General features: G+C 46.5%; 28 protein-coding genes and 1 pseudogene. 22 read left to right on the top strand and 7 right to left on the bottom strand.

Translation table 11 applies throughout. From position 1 onward, the window contains the following. The 8 genes and pseudogenes from SJ312_RS22490 to SJ312_RS22455 form a co-directional block, all read left to right on the top strand. Positions 1-2,895 (top strand): annotated as a pseudogene (locus SJ312_RS22490) (Tn3 family transposase); the annotation flags it as partial. A 406-nt stretch (positions 2,896-3,301) separates the two neighbouring features. Further along, entirely contained in the window at positions 3,302-4,183 is an 882-nt protein-coding gene (locus SJ312_RS22485) for a DNA replication terminus site-binding protein (RefSeq protein ID WP_042849106.1), read from the top strand. 55 nt (positions 4,184-4,238) lie between these two features. Next, positions 4,239-4,931 carry a DUF6710 family protein gene (locus SJ312_RS22480; RefSeq protein WP_042849105.1) on the top strand — a complete coding sequence of 231 codons (693 nt, stop codon included), beginning with the start codon at positions 4,239-4,241 and terminating at the stop codon, positions 4,929-4,931. 135 nt (positions 4,932-5,066) lie between these two features. Beyond that, on the top strand, positions 5,067-5,639 hold the full coding sequence (locus SJ312_RS22475; protein WP_113767342.1) for a type I-E CRISPR-associated protein Cas6/Cse3/CasE: 573 nt from the start codon (positions 5,067-5,069) through the stop codon (positions 5,637-5,639). Between the two features lie 148 nt (positions 5,640-5,787). Continuing rightward, positions 5,788-6,369: a TetR/AcrR family transcriptional regulator gene (locus tag SJ312_RS22470; protein WP_042849103.1), complete on the top strand. Its 582-nt coding sequence runs from the start codon at positions 5,788-5,790 to the stop codon at positions 6,367-6,369. Between the two features lie 114 nt (positions 6,370-6,483). Continuing rightward, on the top strand, positions 6,484-6,963 hold the full coding sequence (locus tag SJ312_RS22465) for a cupin domain-containing protein (protein WP_052219460.1): 480 nt from the start codon (positions 6,484-6,486) through the stop codon (positions 6,961-6,963). Between the two features lie 20 nt (positions 6,964-6,983). Further along, positions 6,984-8,132, top strand: a complete 1,149-nt coding sequence (locus SJ312_RS22460) for an MFS transporter (RefSeq protein ID WP_226617279.1) — start codon at positions 6,984-6,986, stop codon at positions 8,130-8,132. Positions 8,133-8,150: 18 nt separating this feature from the next. Beyond that, positions 8,151-8,939, top strand: coding sequence for an SDR family NAD(P)-dependent oxidoreductase (locus tag SJ312_RS22455; protein WP_042849101.1), 789 nt, complete (start codon positions 8,151-8,153; stop codon positions 8,937-8,939). Positions 8,940-8,975: 36 nt separating this feature from the next. Here SJ312_RS22455 and SJ312_RS22450 read toward each other — a convergent pair whose 3' ends face one another. Then, entirely contained in the window at positions 8,976-9,710 is a 735-nt protein-coding gene (locus tag SJ312_RS22450) for a hypothetical protein (RefSeq protein WP_042849100.1), read from the bottom strand. A 153-nt stretch (positions 9,711-9,863) separates the two neighbouring features. On the opposite strand from SJ312_RS22450, the gene SJ312_RS22445 reads away from it, so the two are divergent. From SJ312_RS22445 to SJ312_RS22430, 4 genes are all read left to right on the top strand, one after another. Further along, positions 9,864-10,580, top strand: coding sequence for a hypothetical protein (locus SJ312_RS22445; protein WP_094962950.1), 717 nt, complete (start codon positions 9,864-9,866; stop codon positions 10,578-10,580). Next, entirely contained in the window at positions 10,573-11,622 is a 1,050-nt protein-coding gene (locus SJ312_RS22440; RefSeq protein WP_042847402.1) for a hypothetical protein, read from the top strand. The genes SJ312_RS22445 and SJ312_RS22440 overlap by 8 nt, the downstream gene beginning before the upstream one ends. A gap of 185 nt (positions 11,623-11,807) precedes the next feature. Next, positions 11,808-12,050, top strand: coding sequence for a hypothetical protein (locus SJ312_RS22435; RefSeq protein ID WP_042847400.1), 243 nt, complete (start codon positions 11,808-11,810; stop codon positions 12,048-12,050). A 292-nt stretch (positions 12,051-12,342) separates the two neighbouring features. Further along, positions 12,343-12,612: a hypothetical protein gene (locus tag SJ312_RS22430; RefSeq protein ID WP_226617277.1), complete on the top strand. Its 270-nt coding sequence runs from the start codon at positions 12,343-12,345 to the stop codon at positions 12,610-12,612. A 34-nt stretch (positions 12,613-12,646) separates the two neighbouring features. On the opposite strand, the gene SJ312_RS22425 is transcribed toward SJ312_RS22430, so the two are convergent. After that, the gene (locus tag SJ312_RS22425; RefSeq protein ID WP_042847398.1) at positions 12,647-12,910 is read right to left on the bottom strand and encodes a hypothetical protein; all 264 of its coding nucleotides are present in this window, start codon (positions 12,908-12,910) and stop codon (positions 12,647-12,649) included. Continuing rightward, the gene (locus SJ312_RS22420; protein ID WP_094962948.1) at positions 12,900-14,057 is read right to left on the bottom strand and encodes a PAAR domain-containing protein; all 1,158 of its coding nucleotides are present in this window, start codon (positions 14,055-14,057) and stop codon (positions 12,900-12,902) included. The genes SJ312_RS22425 and SJ312_RS22420 overlap by 11 nt, the downstream gene beginning before the upstream one ends. A 215-nt stretch (positions 14,058-14,272) precedes the next feature. Here SJ312_RS22420 and SJ312_RS22415 point away from each other — a divergent pair, with 215 nt between their 5' ends. From SJ312_RS22415 to SJ312_RS22390, 6 genes are all read left to right on the top strand, one after another. Then, entirely contained in the window at positions 14,273-14,482 is a 210-nt protein-coding gene (locus SJ312_RS22415) for a hypothetical protein (RefSeq protein WP_042847397.1), read from the top strand. 76 nt (positions 14,483-14,558) lie between these two features. Then, positions 14,559-14,873: a hypothetical protein gene (locus SJ312_RS22410; protein WP_042847396.1), complete on the top strand. Its 315-nt coding sequence runs from the start codon at positions 14,559-14,561 to the stop codon at positions 14,871-14,873. Beyond that, positions 14,854-15,090 (top strand): hypothetical protein, encoded by a 237-nt coding sequence (locus SJ312_RS22405; RefSeq protein WP_042847395.1) that lies wholly within the window; start codon positions 14,854-14,856, stop codon positions 15,088-15,090. The genes SJ312_RS22410 and SJ312_RS22405 overlap by 20 nt, the downstream gene beginning before the upstream one ends. Positions 15,091-15,146: 56 nt before the next feature. Continuing rightward, positions 15,147-15,365, top strand: coding sequence for a hypothetical protein (locus tag SJ312_RS22400; protein WP_042847394.1), 219 nt, complete (start codon positions 15,147-15,149; stop codon positions 15,363-15,365). A 33-nt stretch (positions 15,366-15,398) separates the two neighbouring features. Then, complete coding sequence (locus tag SJ312_RS22395) at positions 15,399-15,923, top strand: hypothetical protein (protein ID WP_052219403.1); 525 nt, start codon at positions 15,399-15,401, stop codon at positions 15,921-15,923. Between the two features lie 431 nt (positions 15,924-16,354). Then, entirely contained in the window at positions 16,355-16,756 is a 402-nt protein-coding gene (locus SJ312_RS22390; RefSeq protein ID WP_042847392.1) for a hypothetical protein, read from the top strand. A gap of 50 nt (positions 16,757-16,806) precedes the next feature. Here the strand turns inward: SJ312_RS22390 and SJ312_RS22385 are convergent, their stop codons facing one another. The 3 genes from SJ312_RS22385 to SJ312_RS22375 form a co-directional block, all read right to left on the bottom strand. After that, on the bottom strand, positions 16,807-17,823 hold the full coding sequence (locus SJ312_RS22385; RefSeq protein ID WP_042847391.1) for a hypothetical protein: 1,017 nt from the start codon (positions 17,821-17,823) through the stop codon (positions 16,807-16,809). A 140-nt stretch (positions 17,824-17,963) separates the two neighbouring features. Continuing rightward, complete coding sequence (locus SJ312_RS22380) at positions 17,964-18,263, bottom strand: helix-turn-helix domain-containing protein (protein WP_042847390.1); 300 nt, start codon at positions 18,261-18,263, stop codon at positions 17,964-17,966. Position 18,264: 1 nt separating this feature from the next. Beyond that, complete coding sequence (locus SJ312_RS22375) at positions 18,265-18,615, bottom strand: type II toxin-antitoxin system RelE/ParE family toxin (protein ID WP_196053788.1); 351 nt, start codon at positions 18,613-18,615, stop codon at positions 18,265-18,267. Positions 18,616-18,799: 184 nt separating this feature from the next. Between SJ312_RS22375 and SJ312_RS22370 the strand changes: the two genes are divergently transcribed. The 4 genes from SJ312_RS22370 (at position 18,800) to SJ312_RS22355 (ending at position 24,204) form a co-directional block, all read left to right on the top strand. Beyond that, a complete protein-coding gene (locus tag SJ312_RS22370; RefSeq protein WP_001196201.1) occupies positions 18,800-19,381 on the top strand; it encodes a recombinase family protein in 582 nt (193 codons plus the stop codon). Positions 19,382-19,457: 76 nt separating this feature from the next. Continuing rightward, positions 19,458-20,849: an SIR2 family protein gene (locus SJ312_RS22365; RefSeq protein WP_000085085.1), complete on the top strand. Its 1,392-nt coding sequence runs from the start codon at positions 19,458-19,460 to the stop codon at positions 20,847-20,849. Next, positions 20,846-22,909: an ATP-binding protein gene (locus tag SJ312_RS22360; protein ID WP_001084040.1), complete on the top strand. Its 2,064-nt coding sequence runs from the start codon at positions 20,846-20,848 to the stop codon at positions 22,907-22,909. Before SJ312_RS22365 ends, SJ312_RS22360 begins: the two co-directional genes overlap by 4 nt. 314 nt (positions 22,910-23,223) lie before the next feature. Then, positions 23,224-24,204 carry an IS5-like element IS5 family transposase gene (locus SJ312_RS22355; protein ID WP_319868367.1) on the top strand — a complete coding sequence of 327 codons (981 nt, stop codon included), beginning with the start codon at positions 23,224-23,226 and terminating at the stop codon, positions 24,202-24,204. A gap of 316 nt (positions 24,205-24,520) precedes the next feature. On the opposite strand, the gene SJ312_RS22350 is transcribed toward SJ312_RS22355, so the two are convergent. Next, a complete protein-coding gene (locus SJ312_RS22350) occupies positions 24,521-25,021 on the bottom strand; it encodes a non-heme ferritin-like protein (RefSeq protein ID WP_016236905.1) in 501 nt (166 codons plus the stop codon). Between the last annotated feature and the right edge of the window lie 383 nt (positions 25,022-25,404).

Raw genomic sequence — 25,404 nt, 5'->3', positions numbered from 1 at the left:
CGGCACTACACGTTCAACGAAACCGACCTGTCGGTGATCCGTCAGCGTCGCGGCGCCGCGAATCGATTGGGCTTCGCCGTGCAGCTTTGCTACTTGCGATTCCCTGGCATCTTCTTGGGCGTCGATGAACCTCCATTTCCGCCCCTGCTGCGCATGGTGGCCGCACAACTCAAGGTGCCGGTGGAAAGCTGGAACGATTACGGCCAGCGCGAGCAGACACGGCGGGAGCACTTGGTCGAGCTGCAAACGGTGTTTGGATTCAAGCCCTTCACCATGAGTCACTACCGGCAAGCCGTGCATACATTGACCGAACTGGCCTTGCAAACAGACAAAGGCATTGTGCTGGCCAGCACCCTTGTTGAAAACCTGCGGCGGCAGAGCATCATCCTACCCGCCATGAATGCCATCGAGCGCGCAAGCGCCGAGGCCATTACCCGTGCCAACCGGAGCATCCATGCGGCATTGGCCGATTCCTTGATACCTGTCCATCGCCAGCGCCTGGACGAACTGCTCAAGCGCAAGGATGGTAGCAAAATGACGTGGCTAGCGTGACTGCGCCAATCGCCCGCCAAGCCGAACTCGCGCCACATGCTTGAACACATCGAACGCCTCAAAGCCTGGCAGGCGCTTGACCTACCTGCTGGCATCGAACGGCAGGTACACCAAAACCGCTTGCTCAAGATCGCCCGCGAGGGCGGCCAGATGACGCCCGCCGACCTGGCCAAGTTCGAGTCGCAGCGGCGTTACGCCACCTTGGTAGCACTGGCCATCGAGGGCATGGCCACCGTCACTGATGAAATCATCGACCTTCACGACCGCATCATCGGCAAGCTGTTCAATGCGGCCAAGAACAAGCATTAACAGCAGTTCCAGGCTTCCGGCAAGGCGATCAACGACAAGGTGCGGATGTATGGGCGCATCGGTCAGGCGCTGATTGAAGCCAAACAAAGCGGCGGCGATCCGTTCGCCGCCATCGAAGCGGTCATGCCGTGGGACACCTTCGCCGCCAGCGTCACCGAGGCGCAAACGCTGGCGCGGCCTGCCGATTTTGATTTCCTGCACCATATCGGCGAGAGTTACGCCACGCTGCGCCGCTATGCGCCGCAGTTCCTGGACGTGCTCAAACTGCGCGCCGCGCCCACCGCCAAGGGTGTGCTCGATGCCATCGACGTGCTGCGCGGCATGAACAGCGACAGCGCGCGCAAGGTGCCCGCCGATGCGCCAACCGCATTCATCAAGCCGCGCTGGGCAAAGCTGGTTCTGACCGACGAGGGTATTGACCGGCGTTACTACGAGTTATGCGCCCTGTCGGAGCTGAAGAACGCACTGCGCTCTGGTGATGTTTGGGTGCAGGGTTCGCGCCAGTTCAAGGACTTCGACGAATACCTGGTGCCGATCGAGAAGTTCGCCACCCTGAAGCTGGCCAGCGAATTGCCACTGGCCGTGGCCACCGACTGCGACCAATATCTGCATGACCGACTGGAATTATTGGAGGCGCAACTCGCCACAGTCAACCGCATGGCGGCGACCAACGACTTACCGGACGCCATCATCACCACTGCATCGGGCCTGAAGATCACGCCGCTGGACGCAGCGGTGCCAGACGCCGCGCAAGCCTTGATTGACCAGTCGGCGATGTTGCTGCCGCACCTCAAGATCACCGAGTTGCTGATGGAGGTCAATGAATGGACGGGCTTCACGCGCCACTTCACACACCTGAAGACCGGTGACACGGCCAAGGACAAAACCTTGCTGATGACGACGATTCTGGCTGATGGTATCAATCTTGGGCTCACCAAGATGGCCGAATCCTGCCCTGGCACCACCTACGCCAAGCTGTCTTGGCTGCAAGCCTGGCACGTTCGCGACGAAACCTATTCGACGGCGCTGGCCGAGCTGGTGAACGCACAGTTTCGACAACCCTTCGCCGGAAACTGGGGCGACGGCACCACGTCATCGTCGGACGGCCAGAACTTCCGAACCGGCAGCAAGGCAGAGAGCACCGGGCATATCAATCCGAAGTATGGAAGTAGCCCTGGGCGGACGTTCTATACCCATATCTCCGACCAATACGCGCCCTTCAGCGCCAAGGTGGTCAACGTCGGCTTGCGCGACTCGACCTATGTGCTCGATGGCCTGCTGTACCACGAGTCTGACTTGCGTATCGAGGAACACTACACCGACACGGCGGGCTTCACCGATCATGTGTTCGGCCTGATGCACTTTCTGGGATTCCGGTTCGCGCCGCGCATCCGCGACCTGGGCGACACCAAGCTGTTCATTCCCAAGGGCGATACTGCCTACGATGCACTCAAGCCGATGATTAGCAGCGACAGGCTGAACATCAAGGCTATTCGCGCTCATTGGGATGAAATCCTACGGCTGGCCACTTCGATCAAGCAGGGCACGGTGACGGCCTCGCTGATGCTGCGCAAGCTCGGCAGCTATCCGCGCCAAAACGGCTTGGCCGTCGCCCTGCGCGAGCTGGGGCGCATCGAGCGCACGCTGTTCATTCTGGATTGGCTGCAAAGCGTGGAGCTGCGCCGCCGCGTCCATGCGGGGCTGAATAAGGGCGAGGCGCGCAACGCGCTGGCCAGGGCGGTCTTCTTCTACCGATTGGGTGAAATCCGCGACCGCAGTTTTGAGCAGCAGCGCTACCGGGCCAGCGGCCTCAATCTGGTGACGGCGGCCATCGTGTTGTGGAACACGGTCTATCTGGAGCGTGCCACCAGTGCTTTGCGTGCCCACGGCAAGGCGCTGGACGACACGTTGCTGCAATATCTGTCACCGCTGGGGTGGGAGCATATCAACCTGACCGGCGATTACCTATGGCGCAGCAGTGCCAAGATCGGTGCGGGGAAGTTCAGGCCATTGCGACCGCTGCCACCGGCTTAGCGTGCTTTATTTTCCGTTTTCTGAGACGACCCCTTTTAGGTTTCTGCGGAGCAAGCTTCAAGCAAAAGCACAGGCTATAGTTCTCAACAGACCCCTCACCGTGGAACAGGTAGCAAGTTTAATGACATTAGCGGCCAGATTGAAAGTCCATTCCGAATTTTGCCAGCTCTTACGCAGCCCAGAATGCCCCAGGCACAGTTAAAGAAGCACATACATGGATAGTTGATCACGCCAAAGTTCTAGTTTCCGAACACACTACGTTCCTCGGTTAATCTCAAACCCCGGCTTCATGTGAAATAACGAATTCTTGCATTCCCGCCTGATAATTGTATAAAGTATGGATATATATACAGCCCCCACCACGGTGGGGGGTTAGCACGTTACCCTTTCTCGGGGATTTATTATTATGAACATCGCACAAACCTTCCATCGCCTGGAAGATGACTTGGCGTTGCTCAATCGAGTGCTGGCGGAGAAGTCTCCGCTATATGCACGCGTTTGCGTTATACCGCCAGTGGCCGATGGTGAAGAAAACCTGCCGGTTGCCCGTATTGAACCGATTCTAATGTATGGCGCTCAAGCCATCGAGCAGGCCCAAAAAGCTTACACCGATCTGCATATTAAGGATGGGCTTTCTCAGAAATCGACGCGTCGAACTGCCGGTGTACTTTGGTACGCGGATGACAACCCAGAATTCTCAGCTGAAGTCATGGCGCTGATCACGGCCATTAACTTTAGTAAGCAGTCTATACAGGACCACATCATCAGTGAGTTCGGTAATCAGAATGCGCGCTTTTCTGCACTACATAATGCGTGTCCTGGTGTTATGACTCTACATCTGTACCGCCAAATCCGTGCCTGGCATAATGCCGACCTTCAATCTGTCCGCTTCTCATGGCAACGCAAATCGCTACTGCGGATCCCAGACAAAACTAAATTGCTGGCATCTATGCAAACGGATGTCATTGACAATAGTGCCGTGAGCTTACCTGTCGGTAATCTTGCCCAGAAAATTGCAAATACCCCTCAGGAAAAGTTGCGCCTGCGTCGGCCAGCCAAAATACAGCCTGTGGCAAACATCGTATTTCGTAATGAAGATGGTGCAGCGACTGCCGCATTGAAAACCGTAACCGCTTTGATGCCCTATATTGTCATTCAAGATCAGCGTCTGGATATTAAGCCACTTCAAAACTATGCACCGCGCGATATCCAGCGTAACAGTGACCGCCTGGCAACTGAGGTCATAGGTACTTATCATGGCGAAACCATCGAAGTGCTGCTTGTGTGAGGTATTTTGCTTGGAACAGCAGAAATCAAATAATCAATAATTCGAGATAATCATCATGTTTTTAAGTAAGCTGAAAAATCATATTATCAAGAACCATATTTTGGATGAACAGCGTAAAATCCAAGAAATGAATTATGAGAAATTCAACAGAATTATTGCTGTGGGGCAGTCAATCGGAGGGAGGTCAATACCGTTGCTAATCAATGCCATCGGAAGAAACATTCAAAGTGACTTACTGATAGCGGTAGCTGAAGAAGGTACGGATGCACGCTCTGATGACTTTGTTAACCCATATAAATTCTTTTTCTCAGATATTTTTGATGTACTTGATTATGATGCTCTACAGTCATGTTTAACCCACGAAACGAGCTATGTTGCTGATCTATCTACATCATTAATATTACCTTGTCCTTGGAACTACAATCGTTATGTATCCGCATTATCTTCCATAGGGTTCCATGCGGGAAACCCTTGGGAGCAGGATGAAATGAACCACCGAGTAATGATTTGGCTTCCCTGGAATATAGCTTTTGTATTCGGTGGAAACCATTCAATTACTGCTGGTGTCCTCGCCAATGAAGGCATGATAATTCCAGATACTGTCTACGACATGTCACCATTATTCTCTCAAGTAAAGACCGATGGAAAATTTTGGTACCGGAATGGCACGGTCTTTGACAAAGTAACATGTCATCGCCGTGCTGCATTGTTTGAGCTTGGTAGGATGCTCACATCAGCAACAGAATGAATATGGCAATACTTACTTCGTAACCTTCTGAATCTGCCTCTTTCTTTTTCAGTCCCAATTTCGTCACCTGACGCCTACCCATTACCATAAGCAAACCTTAGGTAATACAGCCTAAGGCCTTTGGTGAGAAAAAGCATGAATTATTTCGAAAGTACGCTTCGCTTAAGGATTTCGTCCTACGACTTATACCGGATACATCAGCATCTGGATTATTTCATTCAGGAACAGTGCAAGGCAAAACTCCCATACTCGTTTTCCATTCAACCGGGCACCGGCAATGATACCTACATCTTGTTGCGCACAGCACAAGCCGTTGGCGTGCCGGGTGAGGTTAAAAAAAGCGTGTATTTTTCAGAAGGGCAGGAAGTCACAATCACAGGGACTATTGCAGCGGTTCGGCGTGAAGTTTTAAACGGCCGCAAGCGTGAAACTTGCCCCCCATCCGAGGAATTGCCGGATTTTGTAAAATACCGCTTAGATCGTGCTGGCTTGACTCCCCACCATGTCGGGGTAAACAAAATGGATAATTTAATCGTAAAAAAGGCTGACCAACCTACGCAAAAAGGGCACAGGATCCATATCCCTGCCTGCACATTCCATGCCAATGGCATAGTGACTTCGGTTGCCGACTTTGAAAAGGCATATGTCTTTGGCGTTGGACGAAAACGTATTTTTGGAGTTGGCCAAATTACAGTAACGACAAAATAATCCCCCTCACATACCGAGCCGGGCCCCCCCGGCATTATTGAGTTGCTTGAATAGCTACCTCATTGTGTACTGATTGATAAAATATAGTTATTGACTGGTCAGTAAAGAACTGGTTAACTAGCCACAAATGATATATAGGTGGATAGATATGAGTGGTAGACCAAAGGAGTACGATGACCAAGCTGTCATTGAGTCCGCAATGAATGTCTTCTGGAATAATGGGTATGAAGCGAGTGGCACGCAGACGTTATGCGAGGTCACTGGGCTTGGCCGTGGAAGCTTGTATCATGCCTTTGGTAACAAACAAGGGCTATATCAAAAAGCACTGCGCCATTATCAAGAGATGGGTATTCACTATCAAAGAGAGATTCTATCCGCTGATAAACCCGCAAAAGAGCGCCTTTTGGATATGCTCCGGTGGGGGATTTCCATCGATCTCGATCTTGAAAACCCAAGAGGCTGCCTCGCATTACATTCAGTGCTTGAACGTAATTTCAAAGACCCTGAAATCCAATCCATAAACCAGCACTATCTGTTACGCCTGGCTTCAATGATTGAAAAAGTTATTGCTGAAGGCGTAGGGAAGGATGAATTTACGCCATCCACAGATATCACCACCAGCGCCAAAGCTTTTCTATCCGGGTACTACGGGCTGCGGATTATGGGCATAACAATGCCTGACCGTGACTATCTACTTCAGGCAGCGGAAGGTATCGTCGGAAAAATCTAACCCGATACGTAAACCATATTAATTCGCCCAATTGTTTACTAACCAGTACACAATTGGATGAGGGCGTCCTCGTTACATTCTTTACTGATCAATAAATAATGGAGTTTGAAATCAATGCATTCGTCTGACAAGGCATTCCATATTTCTTCTGGTAACGGTGAGTCCGTTTGGATGAATGGTGATCTGTACTCGGTCCTGATCGACCCCTGTGTCGCTCAAGGGCAACTCTCTATTTTAGAGGCAATCATTCCACCAGGCGGGGGCCCTCCGCGTCATAACCACCTCAACGAGGACGAGATTTTTTATGTCACACACGGACAGCTGGATATTTCGGCTGGGGATGACACGTTTATCGCTCAAGCCGGAAGCCTAATCTTCGTGCCAAGAGGCATGATGCACGGCTTCAGAAACAACACCAAAGATTTTGCAAAACAGTTACTCATTTTTACGCCAGGGGGCTTCGAAAGGTTCTTTTTAGAAGTAGGTCTCACGGCAAGTGCAGGAAGACCTATCCCTGAAGTCTCCAGCACCAATCAAGAAGTTGCCCGTCTTATCGGAGCAAAATATGGATCATATCAAGAGGATAAAATTTGAACCGACATCTCTACATATTGATGATTACTATTTTAGTAGTCACGATGAGCGAACTGCAAACCGCAGGCATGCTACCGAACATTGCTGAAGATCTCGATGCGACAACCGGCCAGGTCGGTTTATTGGTTTCCGTTTACGCGTTAGGCATGGCGATCGGTGGCCCGATAATCGCTTATGTTTTAAGACGTAAGTCACCACGTTCAGTGTTGACTGGCATTATTGCGGCTTATGCCATCATCGAAATTCTTGCGCCGGTTGTTCACGCCTATTGGTGGCTTGCACTTGCGCGAGTTCTAACGGGTTGTCTGTCCGGTGCCACCTTTGGGCTGGCCTTAACCTTTGCGGCCAGGATCGCACCATCTCCAGACCAAATTGGCCGCTGTGTCTCGATTGTTCTTAGCGGCATGATGGTGGGTACGGTTATTGGCCTACCTCTCAGTCATTTCATCGCCACGCAGTGGGATTGGCAAAGCTGTTTTTACCTATTAGGGGTCGCGGCACTGCTTGTCAGTCTACTAGCCAAAACAGGCTTGCCGGATCTTGCTAAGGCGACGGAAAGCGAATCGGTAGAAGACCTACAGAATCTAAAGTCCCCTAAATTATGGTCACGCTACCTGGTGAGTTTTTTAACGATCGGGGCAGCTTATGGTTCTTTCTCCTTCTTCACGCCTTTACTGCAAGACAACGCTGGTTTCAGCTCGGATGTAACCACTGTCATTTTACTCGGTTACGGTATCTGTACTGTGATCGGCAACCTCATCGTTGGTCGGTTCGCCGATGCTCATCCTGTAGGCGTTTTACGTATGGGGCATGGATTGTTACTCGTGGCTCTGATCACCTTGTCGATGTTCAGTGAAATAAAGGCCGTCACCCTCATAATGGTTTTACTGGTAGGGCTGATCGGTATTTCAATGAACCCTGCATTGATCACCAGGGTGACCCAAGCTGGTGGTACCGGCTATCTGGTTACAACCGTCCATACTGCGGTTATCACGATGGGTGTAACACTGGGCACGGTGTTTAGTGCTTTTTCAATGAACATATTCGGTCAAGATCCCGTTGTCGCTACATGGACAGGGGCAGGGTTAACAGTATTGGCAATATTGGCCGTCGCGGTACAGACCGTGACGTTTGCGAGTAAAAAACCGGGTCTGTCTCGGGTTAACTGAGTAAGCGGAGATTTTTGAATGGTAACGCACAACGTCGAAACTGATTTATCTGGGAAAGTAGCTTTAGTGACGGGAGGCTCAAGGGGGATAGGGCGTGAGATAGTGCTGACGTTAGCTAAAATGGGCGTGTCCTACGTAGGGATCCATTGCGGTAAAGACCAGGAGGCGGCAAAATCTGTCATTCACGAGGTCCACCAGCTGGGTGCCGATGCCGATGTCTTTACTGCGGACTTTGCAAGTCATGCAGGGCAGGAAGCATCCCAGCTTTGGCAGAAATTCTTCCAGCGCATTCAGGAAAAAGGTTATCAAGGGATTGATATTCTGGTTAACTGTGCCGGTGTCGCGCCTTCTGCTTCAATTACTGAAACTGAGCCTGCTATTTATAATACAGTCATGTCTATCAACGTTGAAGCGCCGTTTTTCTTACTAAAAGCAGCGATACCACACATTAATGTAGCAGGGCGCATCATCAACGTATCGACGGTTTTAACCCGAGTTGCCGATCCCCAACGAGCTATTTATGCGGCATCTAAGGGTGCGATAAATACGCTCACGTTATCGCTGGCACGCGAATTGGGCTCTCGTGGTATTACGGTGAATGCTGTTGCCCCTGGCGTTGTTGATACTGACATGAACAGCGGTTGGCTACACGAAGCACAGGCTCAAAAGATGGCGTCTGAATTCTCGGTATTTTCACGCGTGGGTAAACCTAACGACATTGCCGAGGTTGTGTCATTTTTGGCTTCAGAACGAAGTCGTTGGATTACAGGGCAGGTCATCGATACGTCCGGTGGTTCTTGTATTTAATACGTTATTCAACCAGCCGTTTGGCTGGTTGTTTTCTTATAGGCCAGGTGAAACCGATGCTTGAGCGTCTTTCTCTTCTGCGGCTGTATCGCCATCTTTTTCAACGGGCAATTGCTTAAGGCGTTTTATCAGAGTTGGATCCACTGCATCTAAAATGCCAATGCTGCTGACCGTGTAGGTATCAATCTGCATCCATGCGGCGCGCATATCGCACTCACTCTTCACATCACTTTTCGCGGCGCACCAGATAAACTTACCATTAGATTTAGTGCTGGGGTCACCGTATTTTTCGATCGCGCCAGCGACCAGACTGTCAGGGTTATTGAAGGTGTACCGAATAGCCTTTACAAGGCTTTTATCTGGCGCTGCTTCAGTGTCATCAATCAGCTGCACAATGACCTCTTCATTACTGTTTGCCCAGGCCATTCCCGTAACTTTGCCATCACGGCTTTGCGTTCGTACACCATTGATGTTTCGTTGCTCTGCGTGTTTATTCGCAGCTTCAAGCGCGTCATTCAAATCCATTCCCAGGCGGATGCCCGCGACGCTAAATTGACCAACATCAACAGAGTGGATCGGTTCCGGTTCTGGCTTTTCTTCAGTGGCAGGCGGCTTCGGAAGATTATCCTGTACGTTGGATCCATAGAGGCCGCCATCATAATTGGGTGATTCATAGGCTTGCGTGTCGGCATCCTCAAGGATCGTGAAACTGGCTTGTGCCATCGTTGAATTAGCTAAGCCAACCAGCAAAACCAGCATTGTTTTCTTCATCAAAGCAGTCCTCATTATGAATTTTGAAAACCATAACATTGACGTGAAAACCGGAGTACAGAAAAGGGCATCAAAACGAGGACCTTAAATATTCGCTATACCCAGTGCGGCCACTACCATGAGGAACTTCATACCACCGATAGGCATAGCTCCATGAACTACGAAAACGCAATCAATCATCTCAAAAACACCCTTTATCAGGCAGGTTTATTGCCAAAAGCCGAGTCAACCGCAACGGAGTCCTTGATGCGTCAGGCTGCGAGGTTGTTTGATCAGGCCGCTGATATGCTTGTGAAGGTGGCCGAAGAGCACCTGAAAGCCAGTCAAGCCCATAATGGCGATCTGAACAAGGCACTAAGCGATGTGCTAAATTTCGAAGCCATTGCCGAGATGCTGGATCAATACCAACTCGAAAGCGATGCCCGTGACGCGCTGGAATCCCCCAAAAAGAGTCAACTCGTTCCCTCTGGGTTTACCTTCACCGATACAGGGCTTCATGGCATTGCAGGAAAGATAGTGGCCTATGTCCGTGAACAGGCCAAAGGTCAGGCGCTCACCGCGCATGTTTGGCCTTACCGTCATGATGATAGCCACATGCTCAGCTGCGATTTTCACTCGAAAGAAAGCGACCTGGTCATTCCTTTGTGCATCACGGCAGGACAAGAGCAATGCGGTGACCCCATTGACGAACCGACGGTTTATGATCTGCCCGAGGCGTTGCACTTAGCCGGTATCATCATTCGTGCCGTGAAAGCGGATATTGAAATTGGCCGGTATTTCAACGAGACAAACCCTGCGGTATTGACCCGACCGCTACAGCATCGTCAAACCAATGGCCCCATCCATCTCTGGGAGGAAAATCATGCTTAAGCCTCAGATCCCGCTATGGGTTCGTGCAACCGCCTTTGTTCGTGAGCACCTTTCCTTCATCGCATTGGCCGGGCTCCTCCTCTGGTCCCTCTGGGGATGGCCTGCACCCGATACTGCGACAGGAGCAACAAAAATAATCGTTAACCTATTAGGTCTGGCGATGCCTCTGGCTGTGGTCTGGTTAGTGATCAGCACTTTTATGCGCACTACGACTTTCGATTATCTCGGCTACTTCGGTAAGCTCGTCTACGATATCGTTTTGCTGGTGATCGTTTTTCAGCTGGTCTGCCGTTTTTTCGCTCAGGTCCAAGGTGAGATTAATGGCGTTATTGACGGGGCACTACGTGACCCGGAATTGGCGATTAGTGCAGTGGTAAGTTTTTATCTTGTCACCTTTGTTTACCGGTTATGCATACGCAATTCAAAAATTCAAACGCAACATATCGAATATGGGCGTTTTTCTGCCCCCCTTCGCCGATCAGAGGCCTCGCTGAAACTGACAGCAATCCATGAATGCGGCCATGCCCTGGTCTATGCCCTTCAGAATACTCATCCGGAATTCATGCGGGTTGCCATTACGCGTGAAACACGCGGAACTGTACTACGTCTGGGCTATATGGAAAGCAACGTTGCGCTTGATGGCCGAGCATCACGCGATCAGCTTTATTGGCGAATGTTGTTGGCACTCGGAGGCTCCGCTGCGGAATTGGCCGTCTATGGCAAGCAATTCGAAGGGTCGCAGGAGGACATGCGTTCATGGGGTGAGCAAGCGGACCGTTACCTTCAGAACGGCTTTGGCAATGTGCTACTGATCGATGACGGTAAAGACGAATCTCTGCGACATAACATCGCCGCCTTTAATACCCTTCATGCCGAACAGATCACTATCATAAACCAGTTCATGCGTGACAACGTCACGTTATTAACGGACATGGCTGCTGAATTACGTCATACCGGGGTCTTGGATAAGCCCGCGATAGAAGCGTACTTGCAGCGCGTGACGATAGGGGCAGGGGTGCCTACTTTTGTGATCACGAACTGATGGTGAAATACGGTCGCTGACTGGTGACCATTTTGCCTAAAAATCACGACATCATTTTGAAAACTGTTATTTTGCGAGGGGGATTATGCGCCTGAATGTTTGAATCAGCATCGCAAACTTACATCATTTCGTTCCCTGAATGTGCTGTGCCACACTATGGGAGCCACAACTAACAGGAACAACTCATGACCCAATCACTTCAACGCAAAAGCCGAGATTTACGGCGACTTCAGATTGAGCCAGGTCGGTATGAGCTGGTGGAGTCAGGAAAAGAATCGATCTTCGATCGAGTGCGCGCAGTGGTCGCTGTCGATGAAGAAGGCATTATGCAGATTAATGCCAGTGACGTGGCCGTTGGGATGTGCGGACTGACAGGTAGAATTGACGACCTGATCGCACGCTATAACAACGGTCATCGTTTTATTTAACCAAGCCCGGAAATGAATAAAAAAGCACTTTTTTCGGTATTGCTAGTATTGGCGCTAGGCGCTGGCTTTCTTGGCTCTTCAGTCGCCCACTGCGGTGAGCCAGTCAGTATAGACAAACCGTCTTTACCCCAGTGCTGGGTAAGCTATCAAGGCCTCACTTTTCTGGCCGGGTGTTAACCCGGCTTTTCTTTAATACCACCTATTAATAGGACTACTAATCGACATGAAAGGCCAAGCAAAGAAAGGCGGCGAAGTTGGTGTAAACGGTGAACACTATAAAGGTGGTCAGTTCATGCCAGGTAGCTCAAAGACAAAGAAAGGTGATCGGGCATCGAATGGCGGGCCTTCTTCCAGACCTAAACGACAACTCATTGAGCCTGGTGTGTTCGTCGAAGTTTATGAGGGAGAAAAAACTATCTTTAGCGGAATTACGGCTTTTGTCGTCGTTGAAAATGGGGTTATGCGTCAATCTGCCAGCGATAAAGCGGTCGCTAATTATGGTCTTACTGATACTTTGCCGGTGTTAATCGAACGATTCAATGCGGGTGAACGGTACCGGTGAGGGGAGTCCCTCACCGACTTCGTCATAACAGTTACTATCTTATTTTTTTATGAATGACAAATAACAGCGCCAGCAAAACTGGGGTGCCCAGATATACATAAGCCAACGTGTTTTGGTGGTAGGCGCGTAAATCCTCCACGAAAGCACGCCAAACGGTAATAGGTTCATTATCTCCCATCACCATGTAGTTGTATGTAAAGCTTGAACTAAACCCGAAATCAAAGACGGCCAAGCCTAAATAAAATAATAAAACCAACAGGATGGTCAAAAACCATCTTAAAAACGTTCTATTTATCATAAGTGCTACCTAATACCCCTCCACCCATTTCTCCACCATCAAAGCTTGTTGCTTCTCCACCAATTTGAGCTGACGATGTGGCAAATTCAAAAATTTGAATCATTGTCCCTTTATCTGATGGCGTAAGATTGTCAATATTTGGGTACTGTTCATGAAAGACATTTGTTACTTCAATTACATCAAGCTTATTAAAGTTATTTTTCTTACCATTCAAATAACTCTGGAATGAAACAGGCACCGTGAACGCCTCTTCTCGCTCGACCGGATACTGCGTTCGTATTGGAGTGTAACTCTCTTCAAATATACGTGTGCCAGATTGCTTCAACCCTTTCACTGTATGAGTTGTGCAATTATTACCTGAGACATCATAAACATCTATAGACCTTCCGTTTCTACGAGTCAACTCACCTGCTTTTTCAGGTAGGTTAGGTATGCTGCCTGATTTCCAAAGGTTATTAAAATAAGTTTCTGTTTTGTCTGTGTCCGCATCTGTTATTTTAAAAACCCTTGCATTCGTTATATATAACTCATCTCTGATGTATTTTCGAGCATCCTCACCGGTCATATATAAAAGTATTCCATCACCCGTTAAAGTTAATGGTCCTGGCGTTCCGTAGCGACCGTATGAATATAATGAGACTTTATTATTTTTGTGGATTGTTATAAATGAATGGCCTGAACCAAATGTTTCCGTCCACACAAAAACGCCATCATAGAGCAAGTTATCTGAAACCCTGCATTCACCATTTAAAGGTGCTGGCGCTACGGGGTTGATCCGACTGCCAAAGCTGGTTCCCTGTGAAGGTGTTGATGGTGCTGGGGCTTGAGTTGCAAAACGACTTGGCTGGGCTTGTGCTGCTACACTATGAGCAATAACCTTGTTAGAACCTGCCGGACAGCCGCATTGTACAATTGAGTCATGTACGGCTTGAAGTTTCCCATGATTTAGAAAACCTTGCTGCCCAGAAACAACGGTGCCTGTCTGTCCACATTTCGGGCATTTTGTTGTCGGGTCACCCACTCTTAATGCTTTTTTATTAAAGCACGTTACAGTTTCTATGGTTGCAATACATGTTGCACCGGTAGTTGTTTTGTCGCCATTTAAAGCCATTGCCTTACCCATAATGATGGGTCTTACTCCAGACATAACACCTCCAATGTGTGATATGGTAGTGATATATAATTAATTAACGAAAATAATATATTAATACCAGACATTGATCTAACTATAAATAATCTAATCATTACAATACACCAACTTCCCATTTCCATTCCTGCCAGGAATTTCGCCGAGCGTACACCTCATGCTTTACTTGTGTAGGTAACCATTCATAACCGATCTAATTATTATCAGAGAGATTTATGAGCACTAAAGCAAACAACCTTGAATTACTGTACAACGCCTGGCTGTCCCGTTCGGTATCCTGGGAGTTCGGTAGTGAGGATGAGCGGAAGGCCCAATGCCGTGATTGGGCTGAGTCGTCTTTAGAAAGCATCTCTGATGCCGAAGAGTTTGAGCAGGATGAAGCTGATTACATCGTGGATGACGAGCTCACGCACTGGACTGAATAACTTCGCCTAACCCCTTCGTCACCGGACGGTCTGATGTGACAATGAAGGGGTAAACAAATCAAACAGGCAAATCGTTATGACCAGCACGCCCCAAGACGAACTGAGCGCTATCGCACTGTTCAATGACATTGGCCGAGATGAAGTCACTGCTCGTTTCAATGCGCTCAGCGCAGCAGCGCAAGCGCGCTTCGATGAGAGCTACCGTATCCACGGCACCATGCCCGTCGGTTTTACTGCTCTCAATTTTATGACCGCTGATGAACGGAAGCAGCGCCACCAGCTCTTACTTGCGATTCAATTATGCACCGATCCCCAAGCCGAAGCGCACGCCCGCATTAAAGCCCGGCGAGCCGCATTGAAAAGGAAAAACCATGTCGTCACCACTGGGTAAACTTCAGCACGCGTTGCTGCACGATATCGTTAACCAGCAGGATGGAGAATGGTGGCCGGGTTGCCCACTAACCGTTCAGACACTGAGCCGGAGCCGGATCATTCTTGACGCATTGGTGGCCCGGCAACTCCTGAAGCATAAAGGCAGCTGTCATTATGAGGTCACAAGTCTGGGTCTGGAAATTGTCTCTCAGAGCAGGCATGAGAAAGCGCGTTAAACATCTGGATTTGAGCGCTGTTTTACAATAGAGTAAACATAACGAATAGGTGGTATATGTCTCATCTTACTGGTGTCATTTCGAGTGTGATTCAGGAGCTCGATACAGTCGGCGAAAGGATTAATTCAGCCATTAGTGAAGCCTCTTCCGACGCAGAAATTCAATTGCTGGAGGATGCGTTAATCTCACTGTCTGAAACCAGAACTCTCCTGCAAGGCAAAACGCCGGTAAGCCAGGTTAACGCCAGTGTGACCCGGATCCGCCCATTACCATAACCAGCCTAATATTGCTTGAGGTGACCAAAGATCATGTCAGACCAACTACCTGCAAACGAAACTGAGCCACTGGTGACGAAAGCTAAAGTCCCTTCAGCCCATCTGGAGACGCTATTTAACTACCTGGTTAAATGCATCAAAGAAGAGGGCGCTCCACCAACTTACGATGATATCGGTAAGGCCCTGGGTTATTCAAAGGGGCTGGTTGCCCGGCGTGTGAAGCAGCTGCATGAGCAAGGCCGTATCATTATAGATGGAGAGAAAACCACGGCCAGAACGATGCGTATTGCTAAAGGGCAGGGCTATGATGAACTGACTGATAAGGTGTACCTGACAGAAGATCGTAAAGCCATTATCAAAGCGGTGAAAAGCATGATGAAGCGCACCGGCATCGGTCCTTCTATCAATATGCTGGCGCATGAGCTCGGCTTCTCGAACAGCAAAACAAAACGCCACGTTGAGTACCTGGATAAAAACGAATTACTCCGGTACAGCCCCGAACTGGGTGAAGTTATTGCCACTGAACCAGGTGACTACGAGCCAAAGCCGAATGCGTAGTGGTGGGCTCTACTTTCGATTTTTCCACTATGCTCTGCTGATCAGTCTGTTGTTTGGATGCATTCTTTTTGGCAAGGCGCTCATCTCTATCTACTGGCCGAGGTATTGGGTTCCAGCTGATGCCTGGTATGCCTTCGGGATAGCGCCGGGTGTTTGGCTCGCGACTCTGATTGGGCTGATTATCTTCATATTCCTCTCATCGCTTTATCGCTATTTCGGGGTATTGGTGATGACTACCTGCATTGCCTGTGCAGGGATCGCCTTTTTCGTCCTCAATTCGTAGCGCTTTCCCTCCGCTCGTATTGAAAAAACGCCTTTTCTCCTGAATTATGGAGCTCTTTATACGGGCCATTCACATGCCGTGGGGGTGTGAGATTGTGCTGATAATCTGCGCCTAAAGCGGTATAGGGCGCATCCAACGAGGGTATCCGATGAAATCTAAAATCCTGGCGCTGGTGGGGGCGCTAATCATTTTAACCGGCAGCGCATTTGCTGCGCCACAGTTTGACCCAAACACGGTCTACGCCGGGAAGGCTGGGCAGGCAACCAAAGAATCAGTGCAGCAAGCCGAGCCTGGTGAAAAGGGCAGTATTACGGTTCTGCGGCTGAACAGCTACGCGCACCTGGGTGAGTTTAACATTCCAGAAGGCACGCCAAAAGCAAGCGTAGAGCGATTCAACAATAAGGTCTATGTACTGTCCGAAAAGCCAGACAAGCGCCTGGCTGGATTGTGGATCGGCCGTGACGCTAATGGCAGAGAAGGTCTTTGCGGTTACATCAACAACAGCATGCGCATTCAAAAATGTTATTTTATTTTTTATAGAGAAAAGTGACATCACGCCCCTCTTGGGGCGGTTTATGAATAGAAAAACAGTTACTTATATCAAATACTGTCTTTTAACGTTCTGGCTTTTTGATGTAGCTCGTTAAATGATTTGTCTTCATTCAAAAGATAGATCACAATATTTCTTAAATATTTCACTTTAACATATTCGGAGTAATCATATAATGACTTAATAAAAACACAATCCTTCATTGTTGTTTTATATTTCAATTCATTTTTTTCTATAACCAAATTAGATCCACAAAAATAATATGATAAAAAACCATGAAACAATAAATTAAAGTTACTGAAAGAATCAGGCTTATTAACGGAGGAAGTAAATTCACGAAATGTATTCTCTTGTCTTTTGATAATCTTTTTGTATTCTTCCTTTTCATTAACTTCGCTCTCTGGCAAAGAAAGCATTAATTTATTAAAATAAGTAGCCCCTGTACAAGTTTCTTTATTTACCATATTCACTAGCTTATCTTTTATTAGTTGAATATCAGGGGCGCAGAATTCAGTTATAGCTTTTTGAAAAGTTTCAGCAATATCCTGGTTCTTATAAACTTTAATTTCATTTCTTAATTCGAATGGATGTGCAAATGAGCCGTCACGCAAATTTTGAAATTCACGTATTGATTTTATGCGTTTTATAAATTCAAAAATCTTCAACTCACTCTCTTCTTTAGAAATTCTTGTTTTCTCGTCTTTGACTACTTTTGTATATTTTATATGTGTTTCTGCTAATTTTTGAAATTGGATAATCAACAAACCAACGAAAGGCTCTAGCTTCATTCTTGAAACACCCTTTGGGTTAGATGATGGGCTTTTAATTCCGCCATCATTGTCAAGTAGCGCTAGGCTAGCATAAATCGAAGATATGTTAATTATGGTGTGATAAATAGAAGTTAAAGATAGGTAATAATTTAATCTGTTTTCATATTTACTAAACTCCATCAATAAGTCATTGCCTTTGTTAGACATCCTTAACAGCTCAGTTATTTGAGAAAACTTAGAGTTTGAATAATTCGCAATCATTAACTCTAATATTTCTTGTTCATCAATATTTTGCATCACTAAAATTCACCTTATTGAATTGACATGCATAATTTCACCTTAATTTGCAACAGCGCCACCATTTTTTTTATGTACTCCTCCTTGACATGCTTAATAAAGATATTTTTATTTATAAATGAACTTGAGAGGCTTTATGCTCAAAGATGCAATCCAATTCTCTTACCATTCGGTAACGTTACATCGATAGAAAGTTCACCGCCTAAAGCTTTAATGTAGCGCTTCAGAGTTGAAAGCTTCGGATCGTTATCAACATTTTCAAGCTTAGCAATAGAAGGTTGCGAAACGCCCAGTGATTGAGCTAGCTCAGTTTGAGAAAGTTTCAGTTCCTCACGAATTTTAGCTAGTGTGATTTCACGCCGGATTTCTTCTGCTCGGTCTTCAATTTTTGCCAGCGTTTCGGGGGATTGTTTTGCAAGTAGTTCATTTAAAGTGGACATGTTATTTCTCCTGCTCTAATAAGTGCGCTGCATATTCCACATCGGCCATCTTGATTAATTTCTTGTAGAAACGGGTTTCATCTTTTCCTTTCTTATCACCGGCACATAACACAATGCCACGACGAATTGGGTCAAATGCGAAACACGCTCTAATCGGATGACCACCAACCTGAATTCGCAGTTCCTTCATGTTGGGAAACTGTGAGCCCTTCAGGGTGTCAACTTGAGGGCGTCCAAGATTGGGGCCATCCTCACGTAAAATCATTAACACTGCCAACACTTCAATCTGAGTTTCCTCATTTTGCTCTTCGAACCAAGAATCAAAGAGATCTCTCGTTAATATTTCCCACATAAATATATATAACCTCCGAGTTATAATGAATGATATAACCTGGAAGGTATATTGTCAATTTAATTAATGTCCGATATGTTATAAATTTTGAGACCAATGAAAACTGCCCTAAACATGAGTATCAAAAATCGTGATTTATGCCTTATGATACTACGCAGTATCAATATCGATTTATGAGACCAAAATGGCATTATTAGGGTATGCAAGAGTATCAACCAGCCATCAGAAACTGACGAGCCAGGTTACTGAGCTCAACACAGCGGGAGTGAGGGATGATCGAGTGTTTACTGACATGATGTCGGGAGCAACTGATGAGCGCGAAGGGCTACAGCGACTCCTTGCCAGAGCGGAGAAAGATGACATTATTCTCTGTACAAAAATGGATCGTCTTGGACGTAATACCGCAGATATGATTCGCATCGTGGATACTTGCTATAAAAAAGGCATCGCTATTCGCTTTCTTGAGAACGGCCTTAGTACTGAAGGCACTATGGGAAAAATGGTCATCCAGATACTAGCTGCTGTTGCCGAAGCGGAACGTGAAAGGATCTTGGAACGAACTAACGATGGACGGCAGGCAGCTATGATTAAGGGCGTCAAATTCGGAAGAAAACCTCATAGAAAGGCTGAATTAGCTAATGAATTGATCAATAAGGACGTAGAAGTAAAAGAGGTAATGGAAAAAACGGGTATATCACGGGCGACGTATTTTAGGCTGAAAAGAAAAACGGTTACTAACAATATTAATCTTTCCAATAATAAATAAGAAAGATGAGCATTCTTAAAAACCTGAACGGCTTCTATTTAGCAATATTTAAACTCGAAAAAAGGATGTATTCAAATTGAGTCAATATTTAAAGCTTGGCGATGACCAGTCTCCGGTTCAGTTGGACCCACACAGCGAAGTTGGTGCATTTAAAGTCGTTGGACACTGCGCATGGGCAAAACCAGAAGATAAAATCACTCCTGACTTTTTGCGTTCAAGAGTAGAACCTTGGTTAACTGCACTTTTTCAGTCTGAACACTTAAATATACTTATTGGCGCCGGCCTTAGTTCGGCTATCCAAGAGTCAGCGACCGGCACCAAACCTCAAGGTATGGGATGGATTGAAGATCTCAAAGTTTGTAAGGCTGAAATAGACAGTTATGTAGCTAAAACAGCAGACGCCTCAGGAAGGGGAAAGGGTAATATTGAAGATCAGATTCGTTCAATTAATGAGTTGATTAAAGGACTAGAGATTTTAACGGTACAAAACCTACCGGTTCCACCATCTCCACCAGGTGCTCCCTCATATCGAAATTTAAAAAGTGAGTTAGTAGAGTTAAATAATGAGCTAACAAGGTGTCTGAAATTATTTTCAGACTCAGTTAGTTATGGTGAAAAATTAATTCGTGATGCAAACAACGATTTAAAAACAGAAACATTTAATTATTTAGTAAGTTTTTTGATGAGTTTTTCAAGTCGAACAGCAACTAGGGATCGATTACATATTTTTACGACAAATTACGACAGGATAATTGAAACGGGCGCTGAAATAGCAGGTCTTCGTTTAATTGACAGATTTGTCGGTACTATAGCACCAATTTTTAGATCTTCTCGGTTAGAAGTGGATTATCATTACAACCCACCAGGGATTCGGGGTGAGCCAAGATATTTGGAAGGTGTGGCGCGATTTACTAAATTACATGGTTCATTGGACTGGTATGCTACTGAAGGGGCTATAAGGCGTTTTGGATTGCCATTTGGAGCCAGTTCGGTTGAACCCTTTTTACAGGTGGAAACTACCGGAACTGCAAATTATCAACAATTAATGATTTATCCAAATTCAGTTAAAGACCGTGAAACATCTGAATATCCTTATGTTGAGCTATTTAGGGATTTAGCATCTGCAACATGTCGTCCTAATAGCACCTTGGTAACATATGGTTATAGTTTTGGCGATGAGCATATAAATCGGGTTATTATTGACATGTTGACAATACCCTCAACGCATATAGTAATAATTGCATACGGTGATCCACTTGGTAGAATCATGCGTTTTATAAACGATAGTGGAAGAAAAGCTCAAATATCTTTATTGCTTGGTGATCACTTTGGAGATATAAAGAAATTAGTAGATTTTTATCTTCCTAAAGCCGCGATAGACAGATCATCAATTCGTATGGCGGAGCTATTGAAGTCAAGAGGTTTGTATCGTGCAACTACCTCAAATAATAGTGGGGATTCCGAATGAACTCATTTCCCATTGAACAAGGTGAGCAACTCAGGGTAGGTACTGTAGATTTTGTTTCACCCAATGAAATTAGAGCACTATTAGATATCGATTCACCTGATGCTGTCGCTTTGAATGCAGGCACACCTAGAAATTTTCCTAGAGTAAACAGCTATGTATTAGTCTCATGTGATAATGGTTACTTAGTTGGGCAAATAGAGTGGCTTGCAGTTGAGCATTCACCTTATCCTAAACAAAGAGATATTCAAGATTTTGGTCTAGTAAACCTACCATTTCCTCGAAAAAAAATAAGTTTAAATCCAGTCGGAACTCTTAAACGCTTTTCCAAAGATGGTACTGATTATTTTAAATTTCAACGCGGCTCTGAATCATTTCCTTCTATTGGTTCAGCTATTTTACTACCAACAGATTTACAGCTTAGATCAATTGTCGAGTCTGGTGATAATAGACGAATAGTTATTGGGCAAAGTCCACTTGCTAACAATGCTAATGTAGCCGTAGACCCTGATAGATTATTTGGTCGTCATATAGCAGTACTTGGTAATACTGGTAGTGGTAAGTCTTGTTCTGTCGCAGGATTAATCCAATGGTCACTCGAAGCTGCAATGGAGTCAGAAGTAAAACCAAACGCCAGATTTATTATATTAGACCCCAATGGCGAGTATGTACGTGCTTTGGGACCAACTACAAAATTTAAAGGCAGAATTTTTAAAGTCGAAGCTGGGGAAAATGAGCATCAACTCCAAGTGCCATCTTGGTTTTGGAATAGCTCGGAATGGGCATCATTTACGCAAGCGAGTCCTAAAGCCCAACTTCCTTTACTAAAGCGTTCTCTAAGGGCAATGAGAAACGAAGATTTTGAACTTGAAACAACCTCAAATATAGAAATAAAACGTTTTCTAGGGAATGTTCTCATAACCTTAAAACATGATAAAAGTTCAGGGAAACCCTTTGGAGCTTGGGGGCCTGCAAAAGGCTTTAACGAGATAATGGGTAAATGGATTGAAAGCTTTGAAGGATACAGAGATAAACTTGGAAATAACAACTTAACGAATGTAATCACAATAATGTCTAAATATAGACAAGATAGGAATGTACAGTACGCAACCATGCAAGCGACCGTGCCTGAAATAGATAGCATTATCGAGAGTGTTACCTCTGCATTTAGAGAGTTCGGAGGGTTTGAGAAAGAGTTACTACCAAAGAATGAAGATATACCGTTACCATTTGATGGTAATAACCTGGTTGCCTATTTAGAAGCTCTTGCTCAAGAAAATGGCAGTGAACAATATGTTGAATATTTGGTTGCCAGAATACGCACCATGCTCTCAGATACAAGGATGAGATCTGTTACTAATGATGCTGATAATCGGATTGACTTAGCTAAATGGTTAGAGAAATATCTTGGTACCGATTGTTCAAGAGATGATAACAGTTGTATTTCTATAATAGATCTATCTCTAGTTCCAAGCGAAATTACTCACATTGTTACTGCTGTGATTTCAAGGATTATTTTTGAATCATTGCAACGCTATAGAAGACTATATAATAAATCTTTACCTACGGTACTTGTAGCTGAAGAAGCACATACATTTATTAAACGGTATCGTGATGACTCTGAAAATCAGGATGTCGCAGCTGTTTGCTGCCAAGTGTTTGAGAAAATTGCACGAGAAGGCAGAAAATTTGGTCTTGGGATGGTGGTTTCCTCGCAACGACCATCAGAATTATCACCTACAGTTTTATCTCAATGTAATACTTTTCTTCTGCATCGAATTAGTAATGACAAAGATCAGGAGCAAGTTCATAAAATGGTACCTGATAATTTGCGAGGATTACTCCGTGAGTTGCCTTCACTGCCATCCCAACATGCAATACTGATGGGCTGGGCATCTGAGCTTCCTGTCCTGGTTAAAATGAAAAATTTGACGAAAGATCAGCAACCCCATTCTGATGACCCTGACTTCTGGGATGTTTGGACAAGAAAGTATGCTGATGGGAAATTGGTCGAGAGAACTGTCGATTGGGGAGCTGTTGTAAAGGAATGGCAACAAAAGTGATCTGCGGCAGAAAATGAAAGCGGGAGGGCAGATCGGAATTGAAGGAACTTTATGTCATCAATCTACTTGGTGTTGCGTTCCGTTGTCCCTGGGGTCCGCTTGGAAAAAGGAAATTATCCTACGCTAAGCGCATTTTTTGCACAGATGGCTACCGACTGAACGTAACGTGTGAGTCATGATCAGAAATGTGTTAACTCTAGGAATTGACACGACTTACTGTTTGATGGGGAAATCATGTTTAGCTATGGAAGGTGCGAACAAGTCCCTGATATGAGATCATGTTTGTCATCTGGAGCCATGGAACAGGGTTCATCATGAGTCATCAACTTACCTTCGCCGACAGTGAATTCAGCAGTAAGCGCCGTCAGACCAGAAAAGAGATTTTCTTGTCCCGCATGGAGCAGATTCTGCCATGGCAAAACATGGTGGAAGTCATCGAGCCGTTTTACCCCAAGGCTGGTAATGGCCGGCGACCTTATCCGCTGGAAACCATGCTACGCATTCACTGCATGCAGCATTGGTACAACCTGAGCGATGGCGCGATGGAAGATGCTCTGTACGAAATCGCCTCCATGCGCCTGTTTGCCCGGTTATCCCTGGATAGCGCCCTGCCGGACCGCACCACCATCATGAATTTCCGCCACCTGCTGGAGCAGCATCAACTGGCCCGCCAATTGTTCAAGACCATCAATCGCTGGCTGGCCGAAGCAGGCGTCATGATGACCCAAGGCACTTTGGTGGATGCCACCATCATTGAGGCACCCAGCTCTACCAAGAACAAAGAGCAGCAACGCGATCCGGAGATGCATCAGACCAAGAAAGGCAATCAGTGGCACTTTGGCATGAAGGCCCACATTGGTGTCGATGCCAAGAGTGGCCTGACCCACAGCCTGGTCACCACCGCGGCCAACGAGCATGACCTCAATCAGCCGGGTAATCTGCTTCATGGAGAGGAGCAATTTGTCTCAGCCGATGCCGGCTACCAAGGAGCGCCACAGCGCGAGGAGCTGGCCGAGGTGGATGTGGACTGGCTGATCGCCGAGCGTCCCGGCAGGGTAAAAACCTTGAAGCAGCATCCGCGCAAGAACAAAACGGCCATCAACATCGAATACATGAAAGCCAGCATCCGTGCCAGGATGGAGCACCCGTTTCGCATCATCAAGCGGCAGTTCGGCTTCGTGAAAGCCAGATACAAGGGGCTGCTGAAAAACGATAACCAACTGGCGATGTTATTCACCCTGGCCAACCTGTTTCGGGTGGACCAAATGATACGTCAGTGGGAGAGATCTCAGTAAAAACCGGAAATAACGCCAGAAATGGTGGAAAAAATAGCCTAAATAGGCTGATTCGATGTGTTTGCGGGAAAAAAATCGGCCCAGATCCGCGAAATTTTAATCAGCGAGTCAGCTTGGGAAGAAATGACCTGCTTATTCGCACCTTCCTTAATATAAAGACACAAGCAGAGACATTTTTGGCACGATATAAAAACGCTAAGTTAAAAAATCACTATGACGTGTTGGGTATCAAATGTTCACTGGCATAAACCTCTGTTTCTGATGTAAAACAGATTTTCTGAGGAGGCGTAAAACCTCCTCGTACTGCGAAATTGATTTAGTGATAGCGATCGATCACGCCAACCAGATAGTGGTCGGTTTGCTGCATGTTGATGCCCGCTTTTTTAGCGCTGCGGACTTCATCCAGAATGATTTGCAACAGCGTCCCGTCCACGATTTCCTCTTTTCTGTATCGCTTCAGGAAGTTAATCGCTGACTTATCGTTTGCTGCCTGGGCGTCTTCCGTCAAAGAGGTCAGCGCATTAATGCGCTTCTGGTAATCGCTTACCGTCTGCTCAAACAGATCTTCCAGCGTGGAAAATTCACCGCACCGGGCGTGTTGCTCCTGTAACACCGGCGTGGCGCCGCTCTGTTTGATGTATTCGTACATGCGCATCATTTGCGTCACCGTATTTTGCGCCTGATGACGCAAAAATAGTGCGGTGCCATTAAGGCTATTCTCGCTGCACCTCTGGCTGAGCTGAAGATACAAATTTGAGGTATAAAACTCCTGATTCATTTGCGCATTCATTTTTTGAACTATTCCGCTAGCGATCATAGGACTTCCTTATTTCTTGTCATCTCAGAAAACGGTCACTCTTCGAAAAAACAACCAGAATAAAAGCGATTCTTTCGCTTTTTTTATTGCGCCTGGTTACGCAGTCATATTCATTTTAAGTCGGGATGCTCCTTATTTAAATATCCAACCCTACTATCGCATTTCTATCTGGCATTATTCTGTGATGGTGTTTCGATATTCACACTCCCTGTGCCAATCCTTTCTTATCGACAGTAGGAAACTTCCTCCGGCTATTCTGCTGAACACGATTAGGGGCACTGTTGCAAAGTTAGCGATGAGGCAGCGTTTTGTCTTATTCAAAGGCCTTACATTTCAAAAACTCTGCTTACCAGGCGCATTTCGCCCAGGGGATCACCATAATA

Origin of the sequence: Providencia sp. CIM-Carb-044 (assembly GCF_033901115.1) — a bacterium.
Taxonomy (GTDB): Bacteria; Pseudomonadota; Gammaproteobacteria; order Enterobacterales; family Enterobacteriaceae; genus Providencia; species Providencia hangzhouensis.
Note: the sequence above shows the minus strand (reverse complement) of the source record. Positions and strands in the feature narration are given on the sequence as shown.

What these genes read in the sequence shown, in the direction of transcription:
- SJ312_RS22385 (WP_042847391.1), bottom strand. Translation starts at nt 17,823, where the DNA reads ATGCAAAATATTGATGAACAAGAAATATTAGAGTTAATGATTGCGAAT.
- SJ312_RS22480 (WP_042849105.1), top strand. Translation starts at nt 4,239, where the DNA reads ATGTTTTTAAGTAAGCTGAAAAATCATATTATCAAGAACCATATTTTG.
- SJ312_RS22460 (WP_226617279.1), top strand. Translation starts at nt 6,984, where the DNA reads ATGATTACTATTTTAGTAGTCACGATGAGCGAACTGCAAACCGCAGGC.
- SJ312_RS22415 (WP_042847397.1), top strand. Translation starts at nt 14,273, where the DNA reads ATGAGCACTAAAGCAAACAACCTTGAATTACTGTACAACGCCTGGCTG.
- SJ312_RS22465 (WP_052219460.1), top strand. Translation starts at nt 6,484, where the DNA reads ATGCATTCGTCTGACAAGGCATTCCATATTTCTTCTGGTAACGGTGAG.
- SJ312_RS22485 (WP_042849106.1), top strand. Translation starts at nt 3,302, where the DNA reads ATGAACATCGCACAAACCTTCCATCGCCTGGAAGATGACTTGGCGTTG.
- SJ312_RS22420 (WP_094962948.1), bottom strand. Translation starts at nt 14,057, where the DNA reads ATGTCTGGAGTAAGACCCATCATTATGGGTAAGGCAATGGCTTTAAAT.
- SJ312_RS22440 (WP_042847402.1), top strand. Translation starts at nt 10,573, where the DNA reads ATGCTTAAGCCTCAGATCCCGCTATGGGTTCGTGCAACCGCCTTTGTT.
- SJ312_RS22350 (WP_016236905.1), bottom strand. Translation starts at nt 25,021, where the DNA reads ATGATCGCTAGCGGAATAGTTCAAAAAATGAATGCGCAAATGAATCAG.
- SJ312_RS22370 (WP_001196201.1), top strand. Translation starts at nt 18,800, where the DNA reads ATGGCATTATTAGGGTATGCAAGAGTATCAACCAGCCATCAGAAACTG.
- SJ312_RS22380 (WP_042847390.1), bottom strand. Translation starts at nt 18,263, where the DNA reads ATGTCCACTTTAAATGAACTACTTGCAAAACAATCCCCCGAAACGCTG.
- SJ312_RS22410 (WP_042847396.1), top strand. Translation starts at nt 14,559, where the DNA reads ATGACCAGCACGCCCCAAGACGAACTGAGCGCTATCGCACTGTTCAAT.
- SJ312_RS22390 (WP_042847392.1), top strand. Translation starts at nt 16,355, where the DNA reads ATGAAATCTAAAATCCTGGCGCTGGTGGGGGCGCTAATCATTTTAACC.
- SJ312_RS22435 (WP_042847400.1), top strand. Translation starts at nt 11,808, where the DNA reads ATGACCCAATCACTTCAACGCAAAAGCCGAGATTTACGGCGACTTCAG.
- SJ312_RS22430 (WP_226617277.1), top strand. Translation starts at nt 12,343, where the DNA reads ATGCCAGGTAGCTCAAAGACAAAGAAAGGTGATCGGGCATCGAATGGC.
- SJ312_RS22395 (WP_052219403.1), top strand. Translation starts at nt 15,399, where the DNA reads ATGTCAGACCAACTACCTGCAAACGAAACTGAGCCACTGGTGACGAAA.
- SJ312_RS22355 (WP_319868367.1), top strand. Translation starts at nt 23,224, where the DNA reads ATGAGTCATCAACTTACCTTCGCCGACAGTGAATTCAGCAGTAAGCGC.
- SJ312_RS22445 (WP_094962950.1), top strand. Translation starts at nt 9,864, where the DNA reads ATGAACTACGAAAACGCAATCAATCATCTCAAAAACACCCTTTATCAG.
- SJ312_RS22425 (WP_042847398.1), bottom strand. Translation starts at nt 12,910, where the DNA reads ATGATAAATAGAACGTTTTTAAGATGGTTTTTGACCATCCTGTTGGTT.
- SJ312_RS22455 (WP_042849101.1), top strand. Translation starts at nt 8,151, where the DNA reads ATGGTAACGCACAACGTCGAAACTGATTTATCTGGGAAAGTAGCTTTA.
- SJ312_RS22360 (WP_001084040.1), top strand. Translation starts at nt 20,846, where the DNA reads ATGAACTCATTTCCCATTGAACAAGGTGAGCAACTCAGGGTAGGTACT.
- SJ312_RS22470 (WP_042849103.1), top strand. Translation starts at nt 5,788, where the DNA reads ATGAGTGGTAGACCAAAGGAGTACGATGACCAAGCTGTCATTGAGTCC.
- SJ312_RS22375 (WP_196053788.1), bottom strand. Translation starts at nt 18,615, where the DNA reads ATGTGGGAAATATTAACGAGAGATCTCTTTGATTCTTGGTTCGAAGAG.
- SJ312_RS22405 (WP_042847395.1), top strand. Translation starts at nt 14,854, where the DNA reads ATGTCGTCACCACTGGGTAAACTTCAGCACGCGTTGCTGCACGATATC.
- SJ312_RS22450 (WP_042849100.1), bottom strand. Translation starts at nt 9,710, where the DNA reads ATGAAGAAAACAATGCTGGTTTTGCTGGTTGGCTTAGCTAATTCAACG.
- SJ312_RS22475 (WP_113767342.1), top strand. Translation starts at nt 5,067, where the DNA reads ATGAATTATTTCGAAAGTACGCTTCGCTTAAGGATTTCGTCCTACGAC.
- SJ312_RS22400 (WP_042847394.1), top strand. Translation starts at nt 15,147, where the DNA reads ATGTCTCATCTTACTGGTGTCATTTCGAGTGTGATTCAGGAGCTCGAT.